Source organism: Pseudarthrobacter sulfonivorans (genome assembly GCF_001484605.1).
In the GTDB taxonomy this organism is placed as follows: Bacteria; Actinomycetota; Actinomycetes; order Actinomycetales; family Micrococcaceae; genus Arthrobacter; species Arthrobacter sulfonivorans_A.
In genome coordinates, this window is record NZ_CP013747.1 from 3,761,723 (window position 1) to 3,782,271 (window position 20,549).

21 protein-coding genes are annotated in these 20,549 nt (G+C 61.7%); 7 read left to right on the forward strand and 14 right to left on the reverse strand.

Going from position 1 to position 20,549, the window contains the following annotated elements; genetic code table 11:
- Positions 1-105: 105 nt before the first annotated feature.
- The 10 genes from AU252_RS17095 to AU252_RS17140 all read right to left on the reverse strand — a co-directional run bounded on the left by AU252_RS17095 (position 106) and on the right by AU252_RS17140 (position 8,624).
- A complete protein-coding gene (locus AU252_RS17095; protein WP_058933021.1) occupies positions 106-345 on the reverse strand; it encodes a Flp family type IVb pilin in 240 nt (79 codons plus the stop codon).
- A gap of 263 nt (positions 346-608) precedes the next feature.
- Positions 609-1,487: a type II secretion system F family protein gene (locus AU252_RS17100; protein ID WP_058931744.1), complete on the reverse strand. Its 879-nt coding sequence runs from the start codon at positions 1,485-1,487 to the stop codon at positions 609-611.
- 9 nt (positions 1,488-1,496) lie between these two features.
- Positions 1,497-2,438, reverse strand: coding sequence for a type II secretion system F family protein (locus AU252_RS17105; RefSeq protein ID WP_058931745.1), 942 nt, complete (start codon positions 2,436-2,438; stop codon positions 1,497-1,499).
- Between the two features lie 3 nt (positions 2,439-2,441).
- Positions 2,442-3,764 (reverse strand): CpaF family protein, encoded by a 1,323-nt coding sequence (locus tag AU252_RS17110; protein WP_240484215.1) that lies wholly within the window; start codon positions 3,762-3,764, stop codon positions 2,442-2,444.
- Between the two features lie 149 nt (positions 3,765-3,913).
- Entirely contained in the window at positions 3,914-5,113 is a 1,200-nt protein-coding gene (locus tag AU252_RS17115; protein ID WP_058931747.1) for an AAA family ATPase, read from the reverse strand.
- A complete protein-coding gene (gene cpaB, locus AU252_RS17120; protein WP_058931748.1) occupies positions 5,113-5,895 on the reverse strand; it encodes a Flp pilus assembly protein CpaB in 783 nt (260 codons plus the stop codon). The genes AU252_RS17115 and cpaB overlap by 1 nt, the downstream gene beginning before the upstream one ends.
- A 63-nt stretch (positions 5,896-5,958) precedes the next feature.
- On the reverse strand, positions 5,959-6,966 hold the full coding sequence (locus tag AU252_RS17125) for a Tad domain-containing protein (protein ID WP_058931749.1): 1,008 nt from the start codon (positions 6,964-6,966) through the stop codon (positions 5,959-5,961).
- Positions 6,967-7,001: 35 nt separating this feature from the next.
- Positions 7,002-7,418, reverse strand: a complete 417-nt coding sequence (locus AU252_RS17130; protein ID WP_058933022.1) for a TadE/TadG family type IV pilus assembly protein — start codon at positions 7,416-7,418, stop codon at positions 7,002-7,004.
- A 112-nt stretch (positions 7,419-7,530) separates the two neighbouring features.
- Positions 7,531-7,722: a Flp family type IVb pilin gene (locus AU252_RS17135; RefSeq protein ID WP_083510458.1), complete on the reverse strand. Its 192-nt coding sequence runs from the start codon at positions 7,720-7,722 to the stop codon at positions 7,531-7,533.
- A 278-nt stretch (positions 7,723-8,000) separates the two neighbouring features.
- On the reverse strand, positions 8,001-8,624 hold the full coding sequence (locus AU252_RS17140; RefSeq protein WP_240484216.1) for a prepilin peptidase: 624 nt from the start codon (positions 8,622-8,624) through the stop codon (positions 8,001-8,003).
- A gap of 340 nt (positions 8,625-8,964) precedes the next feature.
- On the opposite strand from AU252_RS17140, the gene rplM reads away from it, so the two are divergent.
- From rplM to glmM, 4 genes are all read left to right on the forward strand, one after another.
- The gene (rplM, locus tag AU252_RS17145) at positions 8,965-9,408 is read left to right on the forward strand and encodes a 50S ribosomal protein L13 (protein ID WP_058931751.1); all 444 of its coding nucleotides are present in this window, start codon (positions 8,965-8,967) and stop codon (positions 9,406-9,408) included.
- Between the two features lie 38 nt (positions 9,409-9,446).
- Complete coding sequence (gene rpsI, locus AU252_RS17150; RefSeq protein WP_056344277.1) at positions 9,447-9,953, forward strand: 30S ribosomal protein S9; 507 nt, start codon at positions 9,447-9,449, stop codon at positions 9,951-9,953.
- Positions 9,954-10,143: 190 nt separating this feature from the next.
- A complete protein-coding gene (locus AU252_RS17155) occupies positions 10,144-11,574 on the forward strand; it encodes a hypothetical protein (RefSeq protein WP_157769012.1) in 1,431 nt (476 codons plus the stop codon).
- A 104-nt stretch (positions 11,575-11,678) separates the two neighbouring features.
- On the forward strand, positions 11,679-13,040 hold the full coding sequence (gene glmM / locus AU252_RS17160; RefSeq protein WP_058931753.1) for a phosphoglucosamine mutase: 1,362 nt from the start codon (positions 11,679-11,681) through the stop codon (positions 13,038-13,040).
- Positions 13,041-13,105: 65 nt separating this feature from the next.
- On the opposite strand, the gene mscL is transcribed toward glmM, so the two are convergent.
- From mscL to coaA, 3 genes are all read right to left on the reverse strand, one after another.
- Complete coding sequence (mscL, locus tag AU252_RS17165; RefSeq protein WP_058931754.1) at positions 13,106-13,495, reverse strand: large conductance mechanosensitive channel protein MscL; 390 nt, start codon at positions 13,493-13,495, stop codon at positions 13,106-13,108.
- Between the two features lie 91 nt (positions 13,496-13,586).
- Positions 13,587-14,456, reverse strand: coding sequence for a M15 family metallopeptidase (locus AU252_RS17170; RefSeq protein WP_058931755.1), 870 nt, complete (start codon positions 14,454-14,456; stop codon positions 13,587-13,589).
- Between the two features lie 5 nt (positions 14,457-14,461).
- Positions 14,462-15,427: a type I pantothenate kinase gene (coaA, locus tag AU252_RS17175; RefSeq protein ID WP_058931756.1), complete on the reverse strand. Its 966-nt coding sequence runs from the start codon at positions 15,425-15,427 to the stop codon at positions 14,462-14,464.
- 88 nt (positions 15,428-15,515) lie between these two features.
- Between coaA and glmS the strand changes: the two genes are divergently transcribed.
- On the forward strand, positions 15,516-17,408 hold the full coding sequence (gene glmS, locus AU252_RS17180; protein WP_058931757.1) for a glutamine--fructose-6-phosphate transaminase (isomerizing): 1,893 nt from the start codon (positions 15,516-15,518) through the stop codon (positions 17,406-17,408).
- 98 nt (positions 17,409-17,506) lie between these two features.
- On the opposite strand, the gene AU252_RS17185 is transcribed toward glmS, so the two are convergent.
- Positions 17,507-18,382, reverse strand: coding sequence for a hypothetical protein (locus tag AU252_RS17185; protein WP_058931758.1), 876 nt, complete (start codon positions 18,380-18,382; stop codon positions 17,507-17,509).
- A 133-nt stretch (positions 18,383-18,515) separates the two neighbouring features.
- Between AU252_RS17185 and AU252_RS17190 the strand changes: the two genes are divergently transcribed.
- Positions 18,516-18,863 carry a holo-ACP synthase gene (locus AU252_RS17190; RefSeq protein WP_058931759.1) on the forward strand — a complete coding sequence of 116 codons (348 nt, stop codon included), beginning with the start codon at positions 18,516-18,518 and terminating at the stop codon, positions 18,861-18,863.
- A 37-nt stretch (positions 18,864-18,900) separates the two neighbouring features.
- A complete protein-coding gene (locus tag AU252_RS17195; protein WP_058931760.1) occupies positions 18,901-20,514 on the forward strand; it encodes an NAD(P)H-hydrate epimerase in 1,614 nt (537 codons plus the stop codon).
- The last annotated feature ends 35 nt before the right edge of the window (positions 20,515-20,549 follow it).

The following is a 20,549-nucleotide window of genomic DNA, read 5'->3' on the forward strand; positions in this document are numbered from 1 at the left end:
GGTCGATCTTGTTCGGGAAAGGAGAGTGGCGGCGGCTTGATCGCCGCCGCCACTGTTCCAGATTCACGGGATGAGCCAAGCGAGGCAGAGCGCCTAGCGGCTGAGTTAGGGTGCGCAGCTCCCGCCAGCGGCAGCGGTAGCGGTAGCGGCGGTTGCAGTCCAGGTGCCTCCGCCGAGCGAGCAAGAAACCTCCTGGAACATCAGGGTTAGGGTTCCGCCGAGCAGTGTCACAGCAACGATGATGGCGACGGCGATAAGTGCGACCATGATGCCGTATTCGACGGCCGTGGCGCCCTTTTCTTCACTGCGAAGGCGGATCATGAGGTTCGTGTAGAGAGAAAGCATGAGGACTCCTGAGCGAGTTTTGGGTGGCTGGTCCTGCACCAGCTCAATCACGAAGTTAGCAACGCTTGATGCGACGTTGAGGGGAACTTGCAGCATCCTGCGCAAAGACTTCTTGGGCTGCGCGTTTCCTGCGTTTTCCCTTGGCCTTTGCTGTGGTGAAGCTTGGTGGGCCATGTTTCCTCGGGCACACAAAACGGACCCCCTCGGTTCTGGGTTCCGAGAGGGTCCGGCATTAGGGGCGCCAGGTGGCGCGGTGGGCTTGCTTAGAACAGTATTTTCATGATGTTGATGGCTGCCGGGCCGAGGAGGACGATGAAGAGCACCGGAAAAATGAAAACGAGGAGCGGGAAAAGTACTTTGACCGGCAGCTTCATTGCCCTTTCCTCCGCTCGCTGTCGGCGCTTCACCCTTGCCTGCTTGGCTTGTGTACGAAGGACTCTTGCGAGGCCAATGCCGTACTTATCGGCTTGGACAACGGCACGCACGAAGCTGCGCAAGTCCGCAACCGATGACCTGTCAGCGAGCGCCTGGTACGCCTCCTGACGGGGTCGCCCAACCTGCATGTCCTGCAGAGTTCGCATCAGCTCTTGGGCCAGGGGTCCATCACCGTACTGGCCCGCCCTGGCCATGGCAGCCTCGAAGCCCAGTCCAGCCTCCACCGAGATAAGCATCTGGTCGAGCGTGTTCGGCAACTCGAGTTCTATGGCTTCCTGGCGTTTTACCCCCTTGTTGTACACCAACAGGTCCGGAACGAAGTAGCCAAGGACGGTGATGAAGAGCCCGATGCCGACACTTTGCGGCGTCGGTGAGTTACGAAAGACCAGAATGCCGAGTACCGCTCCCGCCAGAGCAAGAAGCGGCTTGGCTACGATCAGCTTCTCAAGGGGCATCGACACAGGACGGCCTGCCAGAGAAAGCCATCGATCTAGTTTTGCTTCGTAACTGCCAGTCGTGAGCCTTTTCGCAACTCCCAACATCAGGGGAGGACGCGTTGAAGCAATTGCCCCGTTCTGGGCGAATCCCTGGCCGAGATTTGATTGGACTGCTAGAGTTCCACGTCGGTCCAACGTGACAAGAACCCAGGTGAAGTAGGCCAGCGGCAGCATAATGGCCGCGATGATAAGCCAGGCTATTGGAGTCATTAGGTCCCCCTAGAACTTGATCTTTACAGTGCGGCTCATCCAGAACCCACCACAGACGAACATGACCAGGCTGACGGCCACGAGCAGGTTGCCCACGGGCTCCTCAACGAAGACGCTCATGTAGCCCGGATTGATGAACGAAAGCATGACCGCAACAGCGACTGGCATGCCCATCAGGACGACGGCGGACATCTTGCCCTCGGCGCTTAGGGAGCGCACTTGGCCTTTTATTTCGCTACGTTCACGTATGGTTCCGGCCACCTGTTCAAGTACCTCGGCAAGGTCTCCACCCACTTCCCTGTTGATCTGGATGGCCTGCCCGATCCAACGAAAGTCCTCGCTGTCCATTCGTTCCGCAGTTTCATCCAATGCCTGCCGGACGTCCATCCCGATGCGGGTTTCGTTAACGATCCTTCGCAGCTCCTCAGACGTAGGCGCTTCAGATTCCAATCCGGCAGCCTCCATGGAACGCATGACGCTGTGACCCGCTCGCAACCCACCAATAAGCATCTGAATGGTGTCAATGAGTTGTGATTCGAACTTGCCGCGGCGTTTGTCAGTGCGGATACTCAGGACCAGACGGGTAATGAACGGCACCGCCGCCCCAATGAGGACGCCGATCACCGGGTTAGTCAGGAGTGCCCCGATGAAACCACCTAGGAAGGAAACGACTGCCACCATGACGGTGAATTCGGCCGGTCCCATTTTGATGCCGGCGTTGTACAGCAAATTTTGGTTGAATGGTCCGCCGGACTTGCCCAGAACTCCGCCCATGCCATCGACAACCGATTGTGAAACTCTGCCAAATGATGAGTTTTCCGGAGCCGACTCCGGACGCCTGCGGTCTATCGGGATTGCACCATAATGTGGCTTCAGAACAACAACGAAGAGCACAAGCAATGCGCCGAAGCACGCCACTATGGCAAGTATTAGCACCGTTGGATTCTCCATGACCTACCGCCTCCCTTGTGGATTCATGGTGCCGCCAAACACGGCAGGCGACACGGTGATGCCCAGTTCGGAGAAGCGGTCCAAAAACCGCGGACGTATCCCAGTGGAGACAGGCTTGCCGAGGAATTTCCCCTGCGCATCCATTCCCGCTGCATAGTCAAAAAGAAACACGTCTTGGAGAGTCACGATGTCGCCCTCCATTCCCTGGACCTCCGTTACGTGCGTCACGCGGCGGCTCCCGTCCCGAAGCCTGGTCACCTGAATGATGAGATCCACGGCTGACGACACTTGCTCGCGTATGGCTCGGAGAGGCAAGTCCATTCCAGCCATGAGAACCAACGTCTCCAGACGGGCAACGGCGTCGCGTGGAGAATTGGCGTGCACTGTAGATAAGGAACCATCGTGCCCGGTGTTCATCGCCTGAAGCATGTCCAGGGACTCGCCGCTGCGGACCTCACCCACAATGATTCGGTCCGGTCGCATACGGAGCGAGTTGCGGACCAGTTCGCGGATACCGATCGCACCCTTGCCCTCAATGTTCGGCGGCCGGCTCTCTAAGCGAACCACGTGCTCTTGCTGCAGTTGAAGTTCTACAGCGTCTTCGATGGTCACGATGCGATCATCTTCAGGGATGAAAGAGGACAGTACGTTAAGCAGCGTGGTTTTACCCGTACCTGTTCCGCCGGAAACGATGATGTTCAGCCGGGCCTTGACGCACGCACTTAAGAGTTCCGCCATTTCCACCGTTATGGAACCCCACTCAATGAGGTTACGCACCGTAAGCGGCACATGGCTGAACTTGCGAATTGTGAGGGACGGGCCATTCACCGCAAGGGGTGGGATGATGGCGTTCACTCGAGAGCCATCCTCCAAGCGCGCATCTACCAGGGGCGATGATTCGTCGATTCGTCGACCGACCTTGGACACTATGCGCTCGATGACTTTTCGCAGATGGTCATCGGAACTGAACTGCGAACCAGTCAGCGAGAGATGGCCGTTTCGCTCAATATAGATCTGGTCAAATCGATTCACCATGATTTCTGTTACGGACGGATCTTCCAACAGACGCTGGAGCGGCCCAAAGCCCATGACCTCATCCGCAATCTCCCGGATCAACCGGCGCCGTTCTTCCGGCGACAACGGAACTTGTTCATCATCGATGACAGCCGAAAGCTCCTCGACTGCAGATGCCCGGAGCTCCTCTTCGGACCCTGAGGAATCACCGAACCGGGTTCCCATGCGTTCGAAAAGCGCAAGCGCAGCCCGCTGTTTGAGTCCGGCCAAGGCATCGACAACCGGCGGTGGTGTTCCGTTCAACGTTGCCAAAGGTGATCCAAATGATGGGCGGGCCGGCGCTGCCGACAAGTCCTTAAGCCCCCGTGGTGGCGGTGAGATTTCGACTGCTGTGGCAGCGATGTCCTCTGGGATGGCTGCGCCGCCGTCGTTGTTTGACCTGGAGAGCCGATCTGAAAGCCTCACGATACAACCACCCTTCGGTGAAGTTTGTTGTGGGTTGAAGACACCCAAAGCGGGTCGAAGCGTTCCACGAGCTTCTTAAGGCCTTTTGAGGCCGAGTCTCTGGTAGTGCTCTGCAGCACAGGAACGCCGCGATTAGTTGAGAACGGAAGCGTGCGTGAACGTGGAATGATGGCATCTATCGGGACGCCGATAGTGGCCTCGACATCCTGCACTGAGAGTCCGCTTTTCCGGTCCGCAAAGTTAAGTACCGTATGCCTGCCTTGCGGCAGGAGTTGCAGTTCCTTGAGGACACTGAAGGACTTGCGGAGGCCCCGGACGCTTGGCACATCCATCCCACACACCCAGACGCCGTCGGTGGCCAGCTCGAGAGTGGCCAGGACGTGTTCTCCCAACCCGGGGGCAGTGTCCACGATGACGTACTTGAATTCACCTGCCAGCTGATTGATCAGGCGACTTACATGGTCCGCCGTTATGTAGTCCGATTCAGCTGGAGTCCGGGGGGCACAGAGTGCGTAGATGCCGGCAGGATGCACGGTGAGGTACGCCTTAAGGACCATGGAGTCCTGGGCGGCAGTGCCATGTACAGCTTCAGTAATGCAGTGTTCAGGCTCAAGCATGAGCCCAGACGCCACATCACCGAACTGCAGATCCAGATCCACAATCACCACGGCCATCGGAGCGACCTTGCCCAACCCGATGGCCAGGTTTGTGGCCACCGTGGTTTTGCCTACTCCTCCCTTGGGGGACATTACTGCGATGACGCGCCCCCGCTCCTGCCCCGATTCGGCAGCCGGTGCCATTCCCCTACGCCGACTCGCAGAAGCTAGGCACGCGCGTTCGAGGAGGATGCGGAGGTCGTTAACGACGATTTCCGGAGTGACAACGTCTCTGATGCCAGAGTGCATAGCACGAAGCACAAGATCGGGGGTGGGCTCGGCTATCAGAAGGAGGCTGACCTCCGGGTACTGAAGGTCAAATACTGTTGCGAGCTTCAGCGCGTCGTCTGGCGCAACGCCAGGGCCTAGAATCAGGACCTCCGGCGGTGCCCCGTTGAGCTGCTTGAAGACGTCATCTGGACCACCCCGCAGGACGTCCGGAGTAAGGGTCTGCAGTTCGCCGTGCAGGGCGCCGGTGATAGCCTGCCGAACGCGGCCCTCAAAATCCCGAACCGCTGTGATGGCAACAAAGCGGCTCATTAGTACAGTCCTCCAAAAGTTGTGACCGGGGGGTCACCCTTCGTAGTGGTGTCCGTCTGCTTAGCAAGCCAGATCGTGCCGAACTCTGCGCCAAAAACCATCTTGGCTGCATCGGCGTCGCTCCTGGCGACGGTGATGAATGCGGACCCGTTTGGCATCGCGATTCCGCTATCCGTTGTCCCGGAGCCGTCGTTGCTCCCGGACTTCTTGGTGTCGGGTGCCGCTTTCTGCACCGCCGTCACCAGGACGTCATGGAACAGAAGGCCCGTGGACTGCTTCCAGCCCTTGATCTCGGCTGGAACAGTGGCGTCGGCCGGCATGCCGTCCTCAGACTTGAAGGAGGTGTAGACAGTGACCGTGTCACCAGCCTCAAGGCGGCCGCCCAGGATGCGCTCAGGGGAAAGGAGGAATGTGACCTCTTCCAGTCCATCCGGAACGGGAACAGTCCCAGGCACGAGTTCTCGAGGATCGACGAGCCGGGAAGAAAGGAGCTGTTCACCAGGCTCCAAAGCGACGGAGGTTACCTTGCCTGACTGATCGTTGAGACCCTCAAGGGCTCCTTCGGGAACTGCAGCCTGCGGAATTGCTTCCACTTGGACGAATTTGTTGAGGTCTTCTGCTTTGGTGCCGGCGGGTACCGATTCTTTGATTACCAGCACATTTACGGGTTCGAGCCCTTGCGCTGCTCTAGCGTCGGCTCCCTGCACATAAACCACGAGTAGTGCAGTTCCGATGATTGCCAACACTAGTGCCGCAATGCCTCCCAGTAGGCGTGATTTCACTTCATTTGCTCCTTTTTAGATGAGACTGAATGAGTCCGGAGGAAGCCGGCTCTGTGTGGATCCTCAATTGCTTAAGAAGACCCGCATGGCGCCGTAATTGGGCTGTCCGCCCGTAGACGCGATTCCCTCTTCAATCGAGACGAAGCGGGTGAAATAGCCTTGAATGCCTCGGCAGTTGCCGCCATTGCAGTCGGGGGCGAGTGGATCCAGGTCGGTGAGCCCAGGACCACCACCGAACTTGAAACCGGTTACTTGAAAAGCGAGGAAACCAGCCAACTCGTACCGAGTCTTCTGACCATTTTTGGTGGCACCGGTGAACACCGGAATGAGGATCGGTGAATCCTTGATCGTGGTCGGCATGTCGTGGCAGACACTCGGCAAGTCGTTGCCAGGGTTGCTGCCCACTTCGCTGTTGGCGACGTCGATGTCGGTTGAGCAGCCACCGTCGGTGTCCAGCCAACCAAACCCGCCAGGGGCATACCCGTTTTGCTCGGCGCAGCCTGGAAACGTGGGCACATTCTGGTCGTAGCGGAGGAGGATACGAGTGGGAACAGGATCACCGGTAAAGGTCTTGGTTGAGTTGAATTCAGAGAGTTGCGTGGGCGACAGGAATTGCTTGAATACACACTCGCTAATTGTCCAGGGCAACGTGCTGGCTTCCGAAGGGGTGCCCCAACTCGCTTCACCTGCGGCATGTATGACTGCCGAGTCATGGCCCAAGACCCGCGCGAAGAACAACGTGAAGCTGTCGTCTGTCGAACCTGCCTCCTGTGCATTTGTTTCAACACGCACGGAATTGGCAGTGGGCTGGGTCACGGAGAAGGTCCCGCTGGAGTTGTCGTTGGCATTACCATCGGCGAGGCGGTTGTCTTCGTCGGCCATCGCGGTGGCGCAGTTGATACCCTTGGCACATTCGCCGGCGATGGCAAGGGCGGTAGCGTCCGCGCCGTTTTGAAGCTGTGCCTTCTCCGCGTACATAGCTCCCACATCGACTGCAAGAGCTGTGAAGCCCAGTAACGCCACAAGCACGAAGGCCACGATCACTGAACTTGCGCCGCGCTCACCGTCCATGTACTCCTTGGGTCGCAAGTTTCTGGCCATTATTGCTAGCCGCCGCATCTCATCACTCCTACGCCTTCAAGGGCCATTGGGAATATGCCTGGAGAGCCAAAGAACCCGGCATCTAGAAATCCGGACAAGGATCCTAGAGTGACGTTGGTAGTGACTGTGACGTTCTCGCCGGACGCACAGCTGCCGGCGTCGTCGTCGACCAGGATCTCCAAGTTGCTGAGGGACGGTGCTGCTGCTAATGCGACAGTCGCTACATCACCATCGGCGAAATCCGAATCGCTATGGTGAATTGCGGCGAAGCGCGCACCCTCGCGTGCGGCTTGCGTCAATGAGTTTTGGACGTTAAATACCCGGCCGAACTCCATGGTGCCGATAAGAATCAAAAGCAGTAGAGGGAGGACAATTGCCATCTCAACGGCTACCGCACCGCGCTCTTTATGTGCTGTCTTCAAGACGGTATCCCCAGACTTGAGTTCAATAGTCAGTTGGCCCAATCTGGGCCGGTGTAGAGCTTGTACTGGTGGCGGCGTCACCCGCCACCAGAGCAAACAATCGAATGGTGAGTTACAGCGAGGTGTTGACCGCGACAAACAGGTCGTTGATACCGATGCCAAGAGCCGCGGCGCCGACTGCGACGATGACGGCAATGAGAGCAACCATCAGGCCGTACTCCACCATCGTTGCTCCCTTTTCGGAGGCGAGGCGCTCCTTGATGCCGGCGATGAAAGCAGTCATTGAGACCATGAGAGAAGTCATTTTAGGTTCCTTAATTCGATGAAATTGATTGGATATTACTTTCAACGAATTTCCAGCTGCCCCCATGATTCTTAGCGGCTGGACTTCGCTAAGAAGAGATTGTCATTTGCGGTTCTAGGCAACAATGCGTAGTAGTACTCGACTTTTTCAGGGGCCTCTTTAAGTGCGTACTCGGAACCTATGTGCGAGTACTCAGATAGTTGGACGCATCCATGCGCGGCTACTCGGATTACTGCTGCGCGGGCAGCCTAGGATTGCGGTTGTGTCCGATCCCAGGACTAGGAAAACAAAAGCCCTATGCCTACGGCGGTGCCGATCATCGACGGCCCATGAGCCACGTCTGATGTACGTTCTTTGCGGTTTCGTGCCACCACAAAGACGGTAACAAGGCCGTTCAGAATGAACCCCAGCAGTCCGCCGTAAAAGAGCTGCGTCCAACCTAGGTACCCCAAGTAGAGGCCCACTGGAGCGGCGAGCTTAACGTCGCCCATTCCCAGGCCCGCTGGCGAAATTAACGCCAGAATCAGGTAGATGACGAAGAGAATTACAGCGCCGGCCAATGCGCGAACGAGGTTAGCCCACGGTTCTCCGCCAAAGGTGGCTCCTAAGAGGCACAAGAGCCCCCCTACTAATAGGGAAAGGACCACAGGGTTCGGCAATAGATGTAGTGCGACATCAATTCTGGCCAGCTGAACGCCAAGAACGCTGAGGAGGATGAATGCCGGCAGTGCCGCGTCGGAGCCGACTCGGAATGCGAAGGCTGCACAAAGGACAGCGGTGATCACCGCCGTCGTGATCCTCGCTCGCATGCCAGGCATCGGGCCGACGCGGGGGAGCATCTTGGCAATGAGCAGCTCGGCCAACGGTGAGAGGATGAGTCCCAAGAGACCGATGACGGCCACGAACAGCGGTCCGGCTGAGCCAGCGTCGCCCCAAGAAGTCACTGCATCCCCTGCTTACGTTCGGGCCGGCGGATTAAATGATGAGCGGCCGGCTACCCCATTTTGACCCTGAGGCCCGATTCAAGCTAACATTGGTAGTCGTTGTGCGTGTCCTTTCTCGATGATGCGTGCCCGCTTGAGAATCCGGTTGCAGGATAACTACTCAACGTGCACATTCGGGACCTCAGGATGACTGGTTACATGGAGCCCTCACCTCTGTTCCGGTAGCGCATAGATAGTAGGTGCACACGCTTGAGTGACACCTAAACAAGAACGCCAGAACAAGAACGAGGCAAAAACCGTGCGTACGTACACCCCGAAGCCCGGCGATATCAACCGCCAGTGGCACGTCATTGACGCCACAGACGTTGTCCTTGGTCGTCTCGCGAGCCAGACCGCAATCCTGCTGCGCGGCAAGCACAAGGCCACCTTTGCGTCCCACATGGACATGGGCGACTTCGTCATCATCATCAACGCTGAGAAGGTAGCCCTGACCGGCGCCAAGCTGGAGCAGAAGCGCGCATACCGCCACTCCGGTTACCCGGGCGGCCTGACCTCCGTCAACTACGCGGAACTCCTGGAGTCCAACCCGGTCCGCGCCGTTGAGAAGGCCATCAAAGGCATGCTCCCCAAGAACTCCCTCGCTGCACAGCAGTTGGGCAAGCTGAAGGTGTACCGCGGTGCAGAGCACCCGCACGCCGCACAGCAGCCCAAGACGTTCGAAATTTCCCAGGTCGCCCAGTAGTCCTGGCCACCAAACAACTTATCTATACAAGGAGAATCGTGGCTCAGAACGAAGAGACCACCGAGGCCGTTGTGGCTGAGGAAAACCCGACCAGCTACACCTCGGAGAGCGGTCCTGCGGAAGCAGAAGCGCCGAAGAAGGAACGCCCGGCACTGACCGTTGCCGGCGCCGCAGTTGGCCGTCGCAAGGAAGCTGTTGCCCGCGTGCGCATCGTGCCCGGCACCGGCAAGTGGACCATCAACGGCCGCGCGCTGGACAACTACTTCCCGAACAAGCTGCACCAGCAGGACGTCAACGAGCCCTTCAAGATCCTCGATCTTGACGGCGCATACGACGTCATTGCCCGCATCCACGGTGGCGGCATCTCCGGCCAGGCCGGTGCCCTGCGCCTCGGCATTGCCCGTTCACTGAACGAGATCGACACCGAGAACAACCGCGCCACCCTGAAGAAGGCCGGTTACCTTCGCCGTGACGCACGCGTCATCGAGCGTAAGAAGGCCGGTCTCAAGAAGGCCCGTAAGGCTCAGCAGTACTCCAAGCGCTAAACCCGCTTACAGAGGAGCCCGTCCCGCCATTGGCGGGGCGGGCCTTTTGTCGTGTTGGACCGGTGCGGCATCTGCTTGAGGTGTGAGTCCTCCGGGGAGACGGAGGCAAAGCCCGGAGCCAAGGGGAAACGGAGTCGCATTTTGGCTGGATACGCTGTCCGGCGGCGGACGCTCCGGTATGGTATGTCGCATGGGGGACGCAAGAAGTGAAGTTGTTGGACAAAGCAGCCATTCTGCCTCTCACGTTGGTGAGAAGATGCAGGTGAAGTCTTGGATTCTTGCATGGTTGGCATTTCTCCCGTTTGTCTTGATTCGGGCCGAAAACCTAGCTGAGTCCGATACGTTTTGGCAGGTCCGCACCGGCATCCTCACGATCGCGCATGCGCGAATTCCCTCAGCTGATCCGTTCTCGTGGACTGTCGGCGGGGAACCATGGACGCTAAACTCTTGGGGCTTCAACGTTGTCCTGGGTTTGTCCTACCAAGCCGCTGGTTTAGTGGGCGTTGCTCTCGCCTCTGCATGCCTCGTCGCCGTTATTGGCGGATTGGTGCTACTTCTGGCCCGGCAACTGGGAGCGTCGCCGGTAGTGTCCGCATGTGTGCTTCTGATCGGAACTCCATTGTTGACATTATACTTGTCGGCGCGACCCCAGCTCATAGACTACATTGCCGTCCTAGCACTAGTGATGCTCCTACGGTGGCTAATAGAGGTGCGTCAGCCGGCTTGGCCGCTCCTGGCCATCGCCGTCTTGACCATAGTGTGGGTCAACCTTCATGCAGCTGCATTACTAGGCGTGGCCATTACAGGTGTCAGTATCCTTTTGGTCTGTTTAAAGCGAAGTACGCGCAGGCGTTCCGGCTGGTTTCTGGCTGCCCTGCTAATAACAATGCTCTGTTCACTGGTAAACCCCTATGGCGCCGGGTTGCTCGCTCAAACGCTGCAAGTAAAGAGCGAATCGACCGTCATTACCGAATGGCAGCCTTTCAACCCGGCTGACCCGCTGCAGCTAGTTATGTTCGCCCTTGGTCTTCTTGGCCTTGTCGTTGCGGCACGGCGTGGAGACGCGGTTTTCACCGCCGCCATATTTGTCGCGGCATGCGGATCTGTGGCTGCGATGCGTGTCCTTCCCATCTTCCTTTTATTAGCGTTACCGGTTCTGGCGTCCTTTGCCTCCCATGAGGCGGTTATGCTCTACTTTGCCAGTCGCCGCAGAATGCTGACCCAAGGTGCCACTGCCGTCGTCGTGATCGCGGTGGGGGTGGCAGTTTTCAATCTCCCTTTCCTCGGCCGTCCAGATCCGACGCATTTCCCAAGCGCATCCATCAAAGCCATTCCGCCTGGATGCAAGCTGTTCAACGCGTACCGGTTCGGCGGATTAGTGATCTTGGAGAGGCCTGATGTGCTGGTGTCTGTTGATTCACGAAACGACCTCTATGGTGCAGAGCGGGTCACACAATCCTTGCGGGTGCTCGACGGTCAAGTCGATCTGGACGAAGGGCTGGCCGGTGCAGACTGCGTCCTAGTGCCTCCGACGAGCGGACTGGCCGGCCGGTTACGGACAAGCGCGGATTGGAATCTCAAGTCGGCCGAAACTACGGCAGAATTGTTCATCCGCCGCTGAATCCCCGGAGCCTGCATGCCAAGACGTCAGCGGACAAGGCATCAGCAATAGTCCTTCAGGCTCGAAAATCGGCTGTGTCCGGTAGATCGACTAAACTTGACCCGATGTCTAGATTATTTGGAACAGATGGTGTCCGGGGCCTGGCTAACGGCCTGTTGACTGCCGAGCTGGCGATGAACCTCGCCCAGGCGGCCGCCGTCGTGCTTGGTCATGACCGCAATACCAGTGGCACCCGGCCCCGCGCCGTTGTGGCACGCGACCCGCGCGCCAGCGGGGAGTTCATCGCCGCCGCCGTTGAGGCTGGGCTCTCGAGCTCCGGTATTGATGTCTACGACGCCGGTGTACTCCCGACGCCGGCCGCGGCCTACCTCGTGGCAGACCTTGACGCCGACTTCGGCGTCATGATCTCGGCGTCGCACAATCCTGCACCGGACAACGGGATCAAGTTCTTCGCCCGCGGTGGCCAGAAGCTTCCTGATGACGTGGAGAACGCCATCGAGGAGCAGATGGGCAAGGAGCCGCAGCGGCCTGTCGGCAGCGATGTTGGACGGATCCAGCGCTTCTCCGATGCCGAGGACCGCTACATCGTCCACCTCCTGCAGACGCTCCCGCACCGGCTCGACGGCCTGAAGGTTGTGCTGGACTGCGCGCACGGGGCCGCCAGCGGCTGCTCACCCCAGGTCTTCAAGGACGCCGGCGCCGACGTCATCGTCATTGGCGCGGAACCGGACGGCCACAACATCAATGACGGCGTGGGCTCCACCCATCTCGGTCCGCTCAAAGCCGCCGTGCTGAAGCACGGAGCCGACCTCGGCATCGCCCACGACGGCGACGCCGACCGCTGCCTCGCCGTAGACCACGAAGGCACAGCGGTGGACGGTGACCAGATCATGGCGATCCTGGCCGTCGCCCTCAAAGCCTCAGGCAAGCTCATTGACGACGTCCTGGTGGCCACCGTGATGAGCAACCTCGGTCTCAAGATCGCCCTGCGCCAAGCAGGCATCACGATCCGCGAAACAGGTGTCGGGGACCGCTACGTCCTTGAGGAGATGCGCGACGGCGGATACAACCTCGGCGGCGAGCAGTCCGGCCACGTGATCTTCGCTGACTACGCCACCACAGGCGACGGCGTCCTCACCGGGCTCCAGATTGCCGCGCAGGTCGCCCTGACGGGCCGGCCGCTCAAGCAGCTCGCCACTGTGATGACCAAGCTCCCGCAGGTACTCATCAACGTCAAGGGCGTTGACCGCACCCGCGTGGGTAGTTCCGACGCGCTGGCGCAGGCCGTGGTCCTGGCCGAAGCCGAGCTGGGCGATACCGGACGTGTCCTGCTCCGCCCCTCAGGCACCGAGCCCGTAGTGCGGGTCATGGTGGAAGCAGGGGATGAGGCAACAGCCCACTCCATCGCTGAACGCCTGGCCCAGGTTGTCCGCACCGAGCTCGCGCTCGAACTGGTCACCGACTGATCCACGACACAAACAAGTGTGGCCCGCCTCCGTCAGGAAGCGGGCCACACTTGGTTGCCGTGAAGTTACGGGGTTCGGCTCTGCAGCGAGTCCCGGATTTCGGTCAGCAGGGCGATCTGCGGATCCTCTGCAGCCTCTTCCTTGACCGCTTGGTTGATGCCCAGTTTGCGGTTGCGGAGTTCGATCATGTGGTTCATCGGCATAATGACCACGAAGTAGATGGCAGCGGCCACCAATACGAACGAAATGATTGAGGAAATAACGGATCCATACATGAATCCCTCCCACTGCATTTCTGCAATGCCCTTGGCACTGAACAAGCGGCCGATCAGCGGTGTGAGCAGGCCCTCGACGATTGAGGTCACGACGGCGCCGAAAGCGGCACCCATCACGACGGCGACGGCAAGGTCTACGACGTTGCCCTTCATAATGAAATTCTTGAATCCTGTCAACATAAGGACCAAGCTAGCGCACCAAGGTGAGCCGGACATGACAAATCTGTAAATTCCTAACGGTGTGTCGGGAACTAAGTATGCGTAGCTTTCGTTAGGCGTACCCCGGCGCCGCGTCCACCCCGAAGTACTCCTCCACGGTGCTGATGCCCCGGGTCGCCATGTCGGTGGCAGCTTCTACGCCGATGTACCGCAGGTGCCACGGCTCGTAGTAGTAGCCGGTGATCGGGTGGAACATCCACGGATACCGCACCACAAATCCGAAGCGGTGGCCGTTCGCCTTCGCCCACACCGCCGCCGGCTGGTCCGCGAAGCAGGGCTGGAAGCCGCAAACCCCGCCGCCGTCGCCGATGTCGAACGACCAGCCGGTCTGGTGTTCCGAGTAGCCGGGGCGGGCGCTGGCGGTGTCGGCATCGGCCTGTCCGCGGGCCGCGACATAGCCGTTGTACGTGGCCACCTGCGTGCCGTAGGAGCGGTATCCGCTGGCGAGCGTCATGATGACGCCGTCCTGCGCGGCCGCGGCGAACATTGCTTCCGCGGCAGCCGCCGTCGTGCTGTTCAGCAGTGCCGCCTCGCCCGAAACGGCCAGTGTGACGTTGGGCTGGACCAGATCCGCCGGAACGTAGTCCGCTGGCGCCAGCGGACGGTGTTTGTTGACCACCAGCCACGGGCTGGCCGGATCCGTCAGCGAGAACTGACGGGGCAGCGCTGCCGACGGCGGTACGGGAGCCTGCGGCGGCGGCTCAGCTGCCGCCGTCGTGCTTTCCACTGAAGGGACCGCGACGGCCGTGGGGGATGCGGAAGTCACGGCTGGGGCGGGGGAGGAGGACGACGGCGTCACCGCGGCGGGTGCCTCCGGCGTGCAAGCTGCCAGGACTGTCAGCCCGGCTCCGGCGGCGAGGAAGCGGGCGAAGGAGCGGCGGCTGGCCCCCGAGGGGCCGCCTGCCACGCAGTCGTGGCACATGTGTGTTAAACCTTCCGCAGAAGCATGCGGCGGATGGAGTGGTCCGCGTCCTTGGTCAGCACCAGCTGGGCGCGGCCACGGGTGGGGAGGACGTTTTCCTCCAGGTTGGGCTCGTTGATGCGCTTCCAGATGTCCCGGGCCGTGCTCTCTGCCTCGGTGGGGGAGAGTGTGGCATAGCGGTGGAAGTAGGACTCCGGCTGCGCGAACGCGGTGCTCTGGAGCCTGCGGAACCGCTCCACGTACCACTCCTCGATGTAGGAGGTCTTGGCGTCCACATAGATGGAGAAGTCGAAGAAATCACTCACAGCCAGGCCCTGCTTGCCGTCGTGGCGCGGGCGGGCCGGGGCCAGCACGTTCAGGCCCTCCACAATCAGCACGTCCGGGCGGCGGACCACCACCTCCTTCTCCGGAACGATGTCGTAGGTAACGTGGGAGTACCAGGGCGCGCGGACTTCCTCGGCACCGCCCTTGACCTCGCTCACGAAGCGCAGCAGCGCGCGGCGGTCGTAGGATTCGGGAAAGCCTTTGCGTTCCAGCAGCTGGCGGCGCTTGAGCTCGGCCAGGGGATAGAGGAAGCCGTCGGTGGTGATCAGCTCAACGTTGGGTGTGCCGGGCCAGCGCCGCAGCATCTCCCGGAGCACGCGGGCGATGGTGGACTTGCCCACGGCCACCGAGCCGGCCACGCCGATGACAAACGGTGTGCGCTGGGTCTGCTCACCCAGGAACGTGGTGGTGGCCGAGTGAAGCTGGCCCGCGGCCTCCACGTAAAGGTGCAGGAGCCGGGACAGGGGCAGGTAGACCTCGCGGATCTCCTTCATGTCCAGGGGATCGCCGAGGCCACGCAGACGGACAATGTCCTCTTCGTTAAGGGGCTGCTCCATCTGGGCGGCGAGCCGGGACCAAGTCTGGCGGTCCAGCTCAACGAACGGGGAGACACCCTCACCGTTCGCTTCATTGCGTTGCAAAGTCACTTTAGAGATTCTGCCCCTCGCGCGGCCCAGAGCGAAATGGAGCACCCTAAGTTTAGATCTCAACGCCGCTGCCGATAAGCTGGAGCCCATGTGTGGAATCGTTGGATATGTGGGCCATTCTGCTGGCCGTGTGAATGCCGGTCACAGTGCGTTGGATGTAGTCCTTGAGGGTTTGCGCCGTCTGGAGTACCGGGGTTACGACTCCGCAGGGGTGGCGGTGGTCTCCGAGGGGTCCATCGAGTCCCGGAAGAAGTCCGGCAAGCTGAGCAACCTCCTCGCCGAGTTGGAGGCGCACCCGTTGCCGGAGACGTTCACCGGTATCGGGCACACCCGCTGGGCCACGCATGGCGGGCCCACGGACCAGAACGCGCACCCGCACCTGTCCGACGGCGGCAAGCTGGCCCTGATCCACAACGGCATCATCGAAAACTTTGCCGAGCTGAAGCTGGAGCTGGTGGCCAAGGGTTACGCGTTCGAGTCCGAGACGGACACCGAGGTCGCCGCCGTGCTGCTGGGCGATATCTTCCGCAACAAGCTCGGTGGTGTGGCGTCCGACGGCGGCCTGAGCAAGGCGATGCAGCTCGCCTGCCAGCGCCTTGAGGGTGCTTTCACGCTGCTTGCCGTGCACGCGGACCAGCCCGACGTTGTGGTTGCTGCCCGCCGTAACTCACCTTTGGTGGTGGGTCTGGGCGATGGCGAGAACTTCCTGGGCTCGGACGTGTCCGGGTTCATCGATTACACCCGCCGTGCGGTGGAGCTGGGCCAGGACCAGATTGTCACCATCACCGCGGACACGGTGGAGATCACCGATTTCTATGGCGCCCCGGCCGAGGGCAAGGAATACCACGTTGACTGGGATCCGGAATCGGCGGAAAAGGGCGGTTTCCCGTCCTTCATGGAGAAGGAAATCCATGACCAGCCCGACGCCGTGCTGCAGACCCTGCTGGGCCGCTCGGACATCAACGGCAAGCTGACCCTGGATGAGCTCCGCATTGACCCGCAGCTGCTGAAGAACGTCGACAAGATCATTGTGCTGGCCTGCGGGACGTCGGCGTACGCCGGGCAGGTGGCCAAGTACGCCATCGAGCACTGGTGCCGGATCGCCACCGAGGTGGAGCTCTCCCACGAGTTCCGGTACCGGGACCCGATCGTGGACGAGAACACCCTGATCGTTTCGATCTCCCAGTCCGGGGAGACGATGGATACCCTGATGGCTGTCCGGTACGCCAAGGAACAGGGCGCCAAGACGGTTTCGATCTGCAACACCAACGGCTCCACCATCCCGCGTGAATCCGACGCCGTGCTGTACACACACGCCGGCCCGGAAATCGCTGTGGCTTCCACGAAGGCGTTCCTGGCGCAGATCACCGCGGCGTACCTGCTGGGCCTGTACCTGGCGCAGCTGCGCGGGAACAAGTTCCAGGGCGAGATCAAGGACATCCTGGCGGACCTGAACAAGATCCCGGCCAAGATCCAGCGGATCCTGGACAACGAGGCGCAGATCAAGGAACTCGGTGTGTCCATGGCGGATGCGAAGTCCGTGCTGTTCCTGGGCCGCCACGTTGGCTTCCCGGTGGCCATGGAAGGTGCGCTGAAGCTCAAGGAGCTCGCTTACATCCACGCCGAAGGCTTCGCCGCCGGCGAACTCAAGCACGGCCCGATCGCACTGATCGAGGAAGGCCAGCCCGTCTTCGTGGTGGTCCCGTCCCCGCGCGGCCGCGACTCGCTGCACGCCAAGGTGGTCTCGAACATCCAGGAAGTCCGGGCGCGCGGCGCCAAGACCATTGTGATCGCCGAAGAAGGCGACGAGGCAGTCAAGGCGTACGCCGAGCACGTCTTCTACATCCCGGAAACCCCCGTGCTGCTGGCCCCGCTGCTCAGCACCGTCCCGCTGCAGATCTTCGCCCTGGCCCTCGCCTCGGCCAAGGGCTACGACGTGGACCAGCCGCGCAACCTCGCCAAGAGCGTCACCGTAGAGTAACCGCGGACTGACCGGCCCGGCGCCGGTTGGTGCTCCGCGAAAAACGGAAGCCCCGAGCCTTAGGCTCGGGGCTTCCGTTTATTACCCGGCTCGCCCGCTTATGGCAGTCCGTCCACCGGTCCGCGGCTGCGCCCGGCGACGACGTATACCCCGAATAGCAGGGCGTGTGGACGGGTACCTCGCCAGCTCAACGAGGCAGAAGCGCCACTTCGCTCGACGACGGTAGCTCTCCAGCGACGCCGCACCAGCCCGGGGCGGAGCAGCCCGACGTCGCTGAGGGAGGAATAGGGAATCCATCTCCCTGCATGGCGCTTTGCAAGTTCGGACGCACGAGCTGACGTAACGGTGGCGCGCTGAAAGTGTGGGTTCTCGCTGTGGTCCAGGGGGCCGTGCGGGATGGTGCCGGCGGGCAGGATGAGGATGCCGTTCCGGTTGACCCATATTTGAACTCTCTGGCCGTCACTGGCGGCGTCTCCGGAGACCAGCCGGCACAGGTCGTCGTCCTCGGGAGGTTCCACGGTCTGCGCCGGCTGTGTTGTCTGAGCCGTGGGGGCCGGGGCGCCCCGCTGACCCGCCGGATGCGGGTCATGGGCCCTGCTGTTGGCAGCAGCGACGGCCTGCATAACGGCTGCGCGCAGTCCATCGGCACACAACCGGGGCGCTTCAACGGCGAACACTTCGCGATCGAGTTGGACAACTGAGCGGACACCGACCTGCTCTCCCAACAGGTCCGCCAGATCGTCGTGATCGGGGCGAACGAGCAGACCGACCCCGTCGTCCAGTTCCACCAGCCAGCCGTGTTTGGCGATCTCGGGTTCGTCCTCGGCCTCGATGGAGATCCAGTCCGCCAACTCGGCCGGCCGAACCGGTCCGACTTCCTCCTCCGCGATGCATGGCACGAGGAGTCCCAGGCGCTCGACAACATCAGCGGTGTGAAGAGTACAGTCATGCTTCTTCAGTCGGTGGCGCACCATTCCCGTCCGTCCTCACACGAGCATCGACAGTCCTTCGGCACACGCGAGTCTACGGCACCTAGCTTCCGGGACAAGGGGGCCTATGCCGCAGGTTGTGCACGGTAGTCCGTGAGCGTCCCCGTAGAATAGCGCCATGATTGTTGGCATTGGCGTAGACGTTGTAGACATCGAGCGGTTCGGCCGCCAGCTTGAGCGCACCCCGGGGCTCCGGGACCGGCTGTTCGTGCCCGCGGAACGTGAGCTGAACACCCGCTCCCTGGCCGCGCGGTTCGCTGCCAAGGAGGCCGTGGCCAAGGTCCTCGGCGCGCCGGCCGGCATGAACTGGCAGGACTGCTGGATCGGCCTGGACCAGCACGGCCCCACCATCCAGGTCAAAGGAACTGTGCTGGCGGTGGCCGATTCCAAGGGCGTCAAACGCTGGCACGTCTCCATGAGCCACGACGGCGGCATCGCCACCGCCACGGTCCTGGCCGAAGGCTGAGCCACTTACTGCTCCGCCCAACGACGGACCTGACACCATGATCAGCGCCTATACCGGAACCCAGATCAGGGCGGCAGAACAGCCGTTCCTAGCTGCCGGGATGGGCGATGTTCTGATGCAGCGGGCCTCCCACGGGCTCGCCAACGCGGTGGTCCGCGAGCTTCAGGCACGCAGCCGGCGGCTTTACGGCGCCAGCGTGGCCGTCCTCGCAGGCAAAGGCAACAACGGGGGTGATGGCCTCTTCGCCGCCTCGTTCCTGGCCGCCAGGGGGATGCGTACGACGGCGATACTCACCGCCGGAACGGCCCACGCCGAGGCGCTGGCTGCCTTTGAGCGCGCCGGCGGGCGCGTACACCTCCTCGCCGACTCCAACGCCAGCCAATTGGCCGCACACGTGGCGGGTGCCGACGTCGTGATTGACGCAATCCTGGGAACGGGCGCCCGCGGGGGTCTTCGCGGGGCGGCCGCCGGCCTGGTGCGCGGCCTTTCGCGGGGCCGGCTGGCTTCCGGGATGCCCGGGATTGTGGTGGCCTGCGATATTCCCAGCGGCGTCGACGCCGACACCGGGGAAGCCCATGCGCCGGTCCTGTCCGCGGACCTGACCGTCACCTTCGCCGCGGCCAAAGTGGGGCTCCTGGCGGACCCGGGCGCCGATCACGCCGGCCGCATTCACGTGGTGCCTATCGGCATCGAAGACGAACTGCCCTGGCCGGCGATCCGCAGGTTTGAGCCGGTGGACCTGGCCCGGCTCCTGCCGCAGCCCGGAAGGCGCTCGCACAAGTATTCCCGCGGCGTCCTGGGCGTCGTGGCCGGATCCGCCGACTATCCGGGCGCCGCCGTGCTGGCCTGCCGGGGTGCCCTGGCGGCCGGCGCGGGCATGGTCCGCTACCTGGGCCCGCCCGAGGTGGCCGACCTGGTGCGGCAGTCGTGCCCGGAAGTGGTGTGCAGTACGGGCTCTGTCGCGGAGACGCACGTCCAGGCGTGGCTAGTGGGTTCGGGCATGGGTCCCGGCGACACCGAACAGCTCCGGCGCGCCCGTGACGCCGTGGAATCCGGCCTGCCCGTGATCGCCGACGCCGGGGCGCTGCCTGCCCTGCCTGCGGTCCTGGCGCCGCAGGTGATTCTCACGCCGCACGCCGGCGAGCTGGCGGTCCTCCTCCAACGGCTCGCCTCGTCCCCGGACAGCCCGGACTTTGATCCCGCCCCGGACCGTACCGCCGTCGAGTCCTCCACCCTCGGCGCGGCCCGGCATGCCGCCGTGCTCACCGAGGCCACCGTCCTGCTGAAGGGTGCCACCACCCTGGTCGCGTCGCCCTTCCAGGATTTCTACAGCCAGGCGGACGGCACGGCGTGGCTCGCCACTGCCGGAAGCGGCGACGTCCTGGCCGGGATCATCGGTGCGCTGCTCGCCCAACTGGGGTCCGACGTCGGACGCTTCCGTGATGCGGGCATCGATCCGGACGAGCGCTGGGCGGCGATTGCCGCCCTCGGGGCCAGCCTCCACGGCCTCGCGGGAGCGGCCGCCTCCGGCGGCGGACCGCTGACTGCGGGCCGGATTTCGGACGCTGTACCAGACGTTTGGTATAAAGTCAGCCTGCTTAGTAAACCGGCGGGCCGGAAACGTAATAGTCACACCCACCCGCTACCGTAGGCATAGGTTTTGTACCGGCAGGGGCGGTTTTGTGT

What these genes read in the sequence shown, in the direction of transcription:
- AU252_RS17095 (WP_058933021.1), bottom strand. Translation starts at nt 345, where the DNA reads ATGCTTTCTCTCTACACGAACCTCATGATCCGCCTTCGCAGTGAAGAA.
- AU252_RS17100 (WP_058931744.1), bottom strand. Translation starts at nt 1,487, where the DNA reads ATGACTCCAATAGCCTGGCTTATCATCGCGGCCATTATGCTGCCGCTG.
- AU252_RS17105 (WP_058931745.1), bottom strand. Translation starts at nt 2,438, where the DNA reads ATGGAGAATCCAACGGTGCTAATACTTGCCATAGTGGCGTGCTTCGGC.
- AU252_RS17115 (WP_058931747.1), bottom strand. Translation starts at nt 5,113, where the DNA reads ATGAGCCGCTTTGTTGCCATCACAGCGGTTCGGGATTTTGAGGGCCGC.
- AU252_RS17125 (WP_058931749.1), bottom strand. Translation starts at nt 6,966, where the DNA reads ATGGACGGTGAGCGCGGCGCAAGTTCAGTGATCGTGGCCTTCGTGCTT.
- AU252_RS17135 (WP_083510458.1), bottom strand. Translation starts at nt 7,722, where the DNA reads ATGACTTCTCTCATGGTCTCAATGACTGCTTTCATCGCCGGCATCAAG.
- AU252_RS17155 (WP_157769012.1), top strand. Translation starts at nt 10,144, where the DNA reads ATGGGGGACGCAAGAAGTGAAGTTGTTGGACAAAGCAGCCATTCTGCC.
- glmM (WP_058931753.1), top strand. Translation starts at nt 11,679, where the DNA reads ATGTCTAGATTATTTGGAACAGATGGTGTCCGGGGCCTGGCTAACGGC.
- mscL (WP_058931754.1), bottom strand. Translation starts at nt 13,495, where the DNA reads ATGTTGACAGGATTCAAGAATTTCATTATGAAGGGCAACGTCGTAGAC.
- AU252_RS17170 (WP_058931755.1), bottom strand. Translation starts at nt 14,456, where the DNA reads ATGTGCCACGACTGCGTGGCAGGCGGCCCCTCGGGGGCCAGCCGCCGC.
- glmS (WP_058931757.1), top strand. Translation starts at nt 15,516, where the DNA reads ATGTGTGGAATCGTTGGATATGTGGGCCATTCTGCTGGCCGTGTGAAT.
- AU252_RS17185 (WP_058931758.1), bottom strand. Translation starts at nt 18,382, where the DNA reads ATGGTGCGCCACCGACTGAAGAAGCATGACTGTACTCTTCACACCGCT.
- AU252_RS17190 (WP_058931759.1), top strand. Translation starts at nt 18,516, where the DNA reads ATGATTGTTGGCATTGGCGTAGACGTTGTAGACATCGAGCGGTTCGGC.
- AU252_RS17195 (WP_058931760.1), top strand. Translation starts at nt 18,901, where the DNA reads ATGATCAGCGCCTATACCGGAACCCAGATCAGGGCGGCAGAACAGCCG.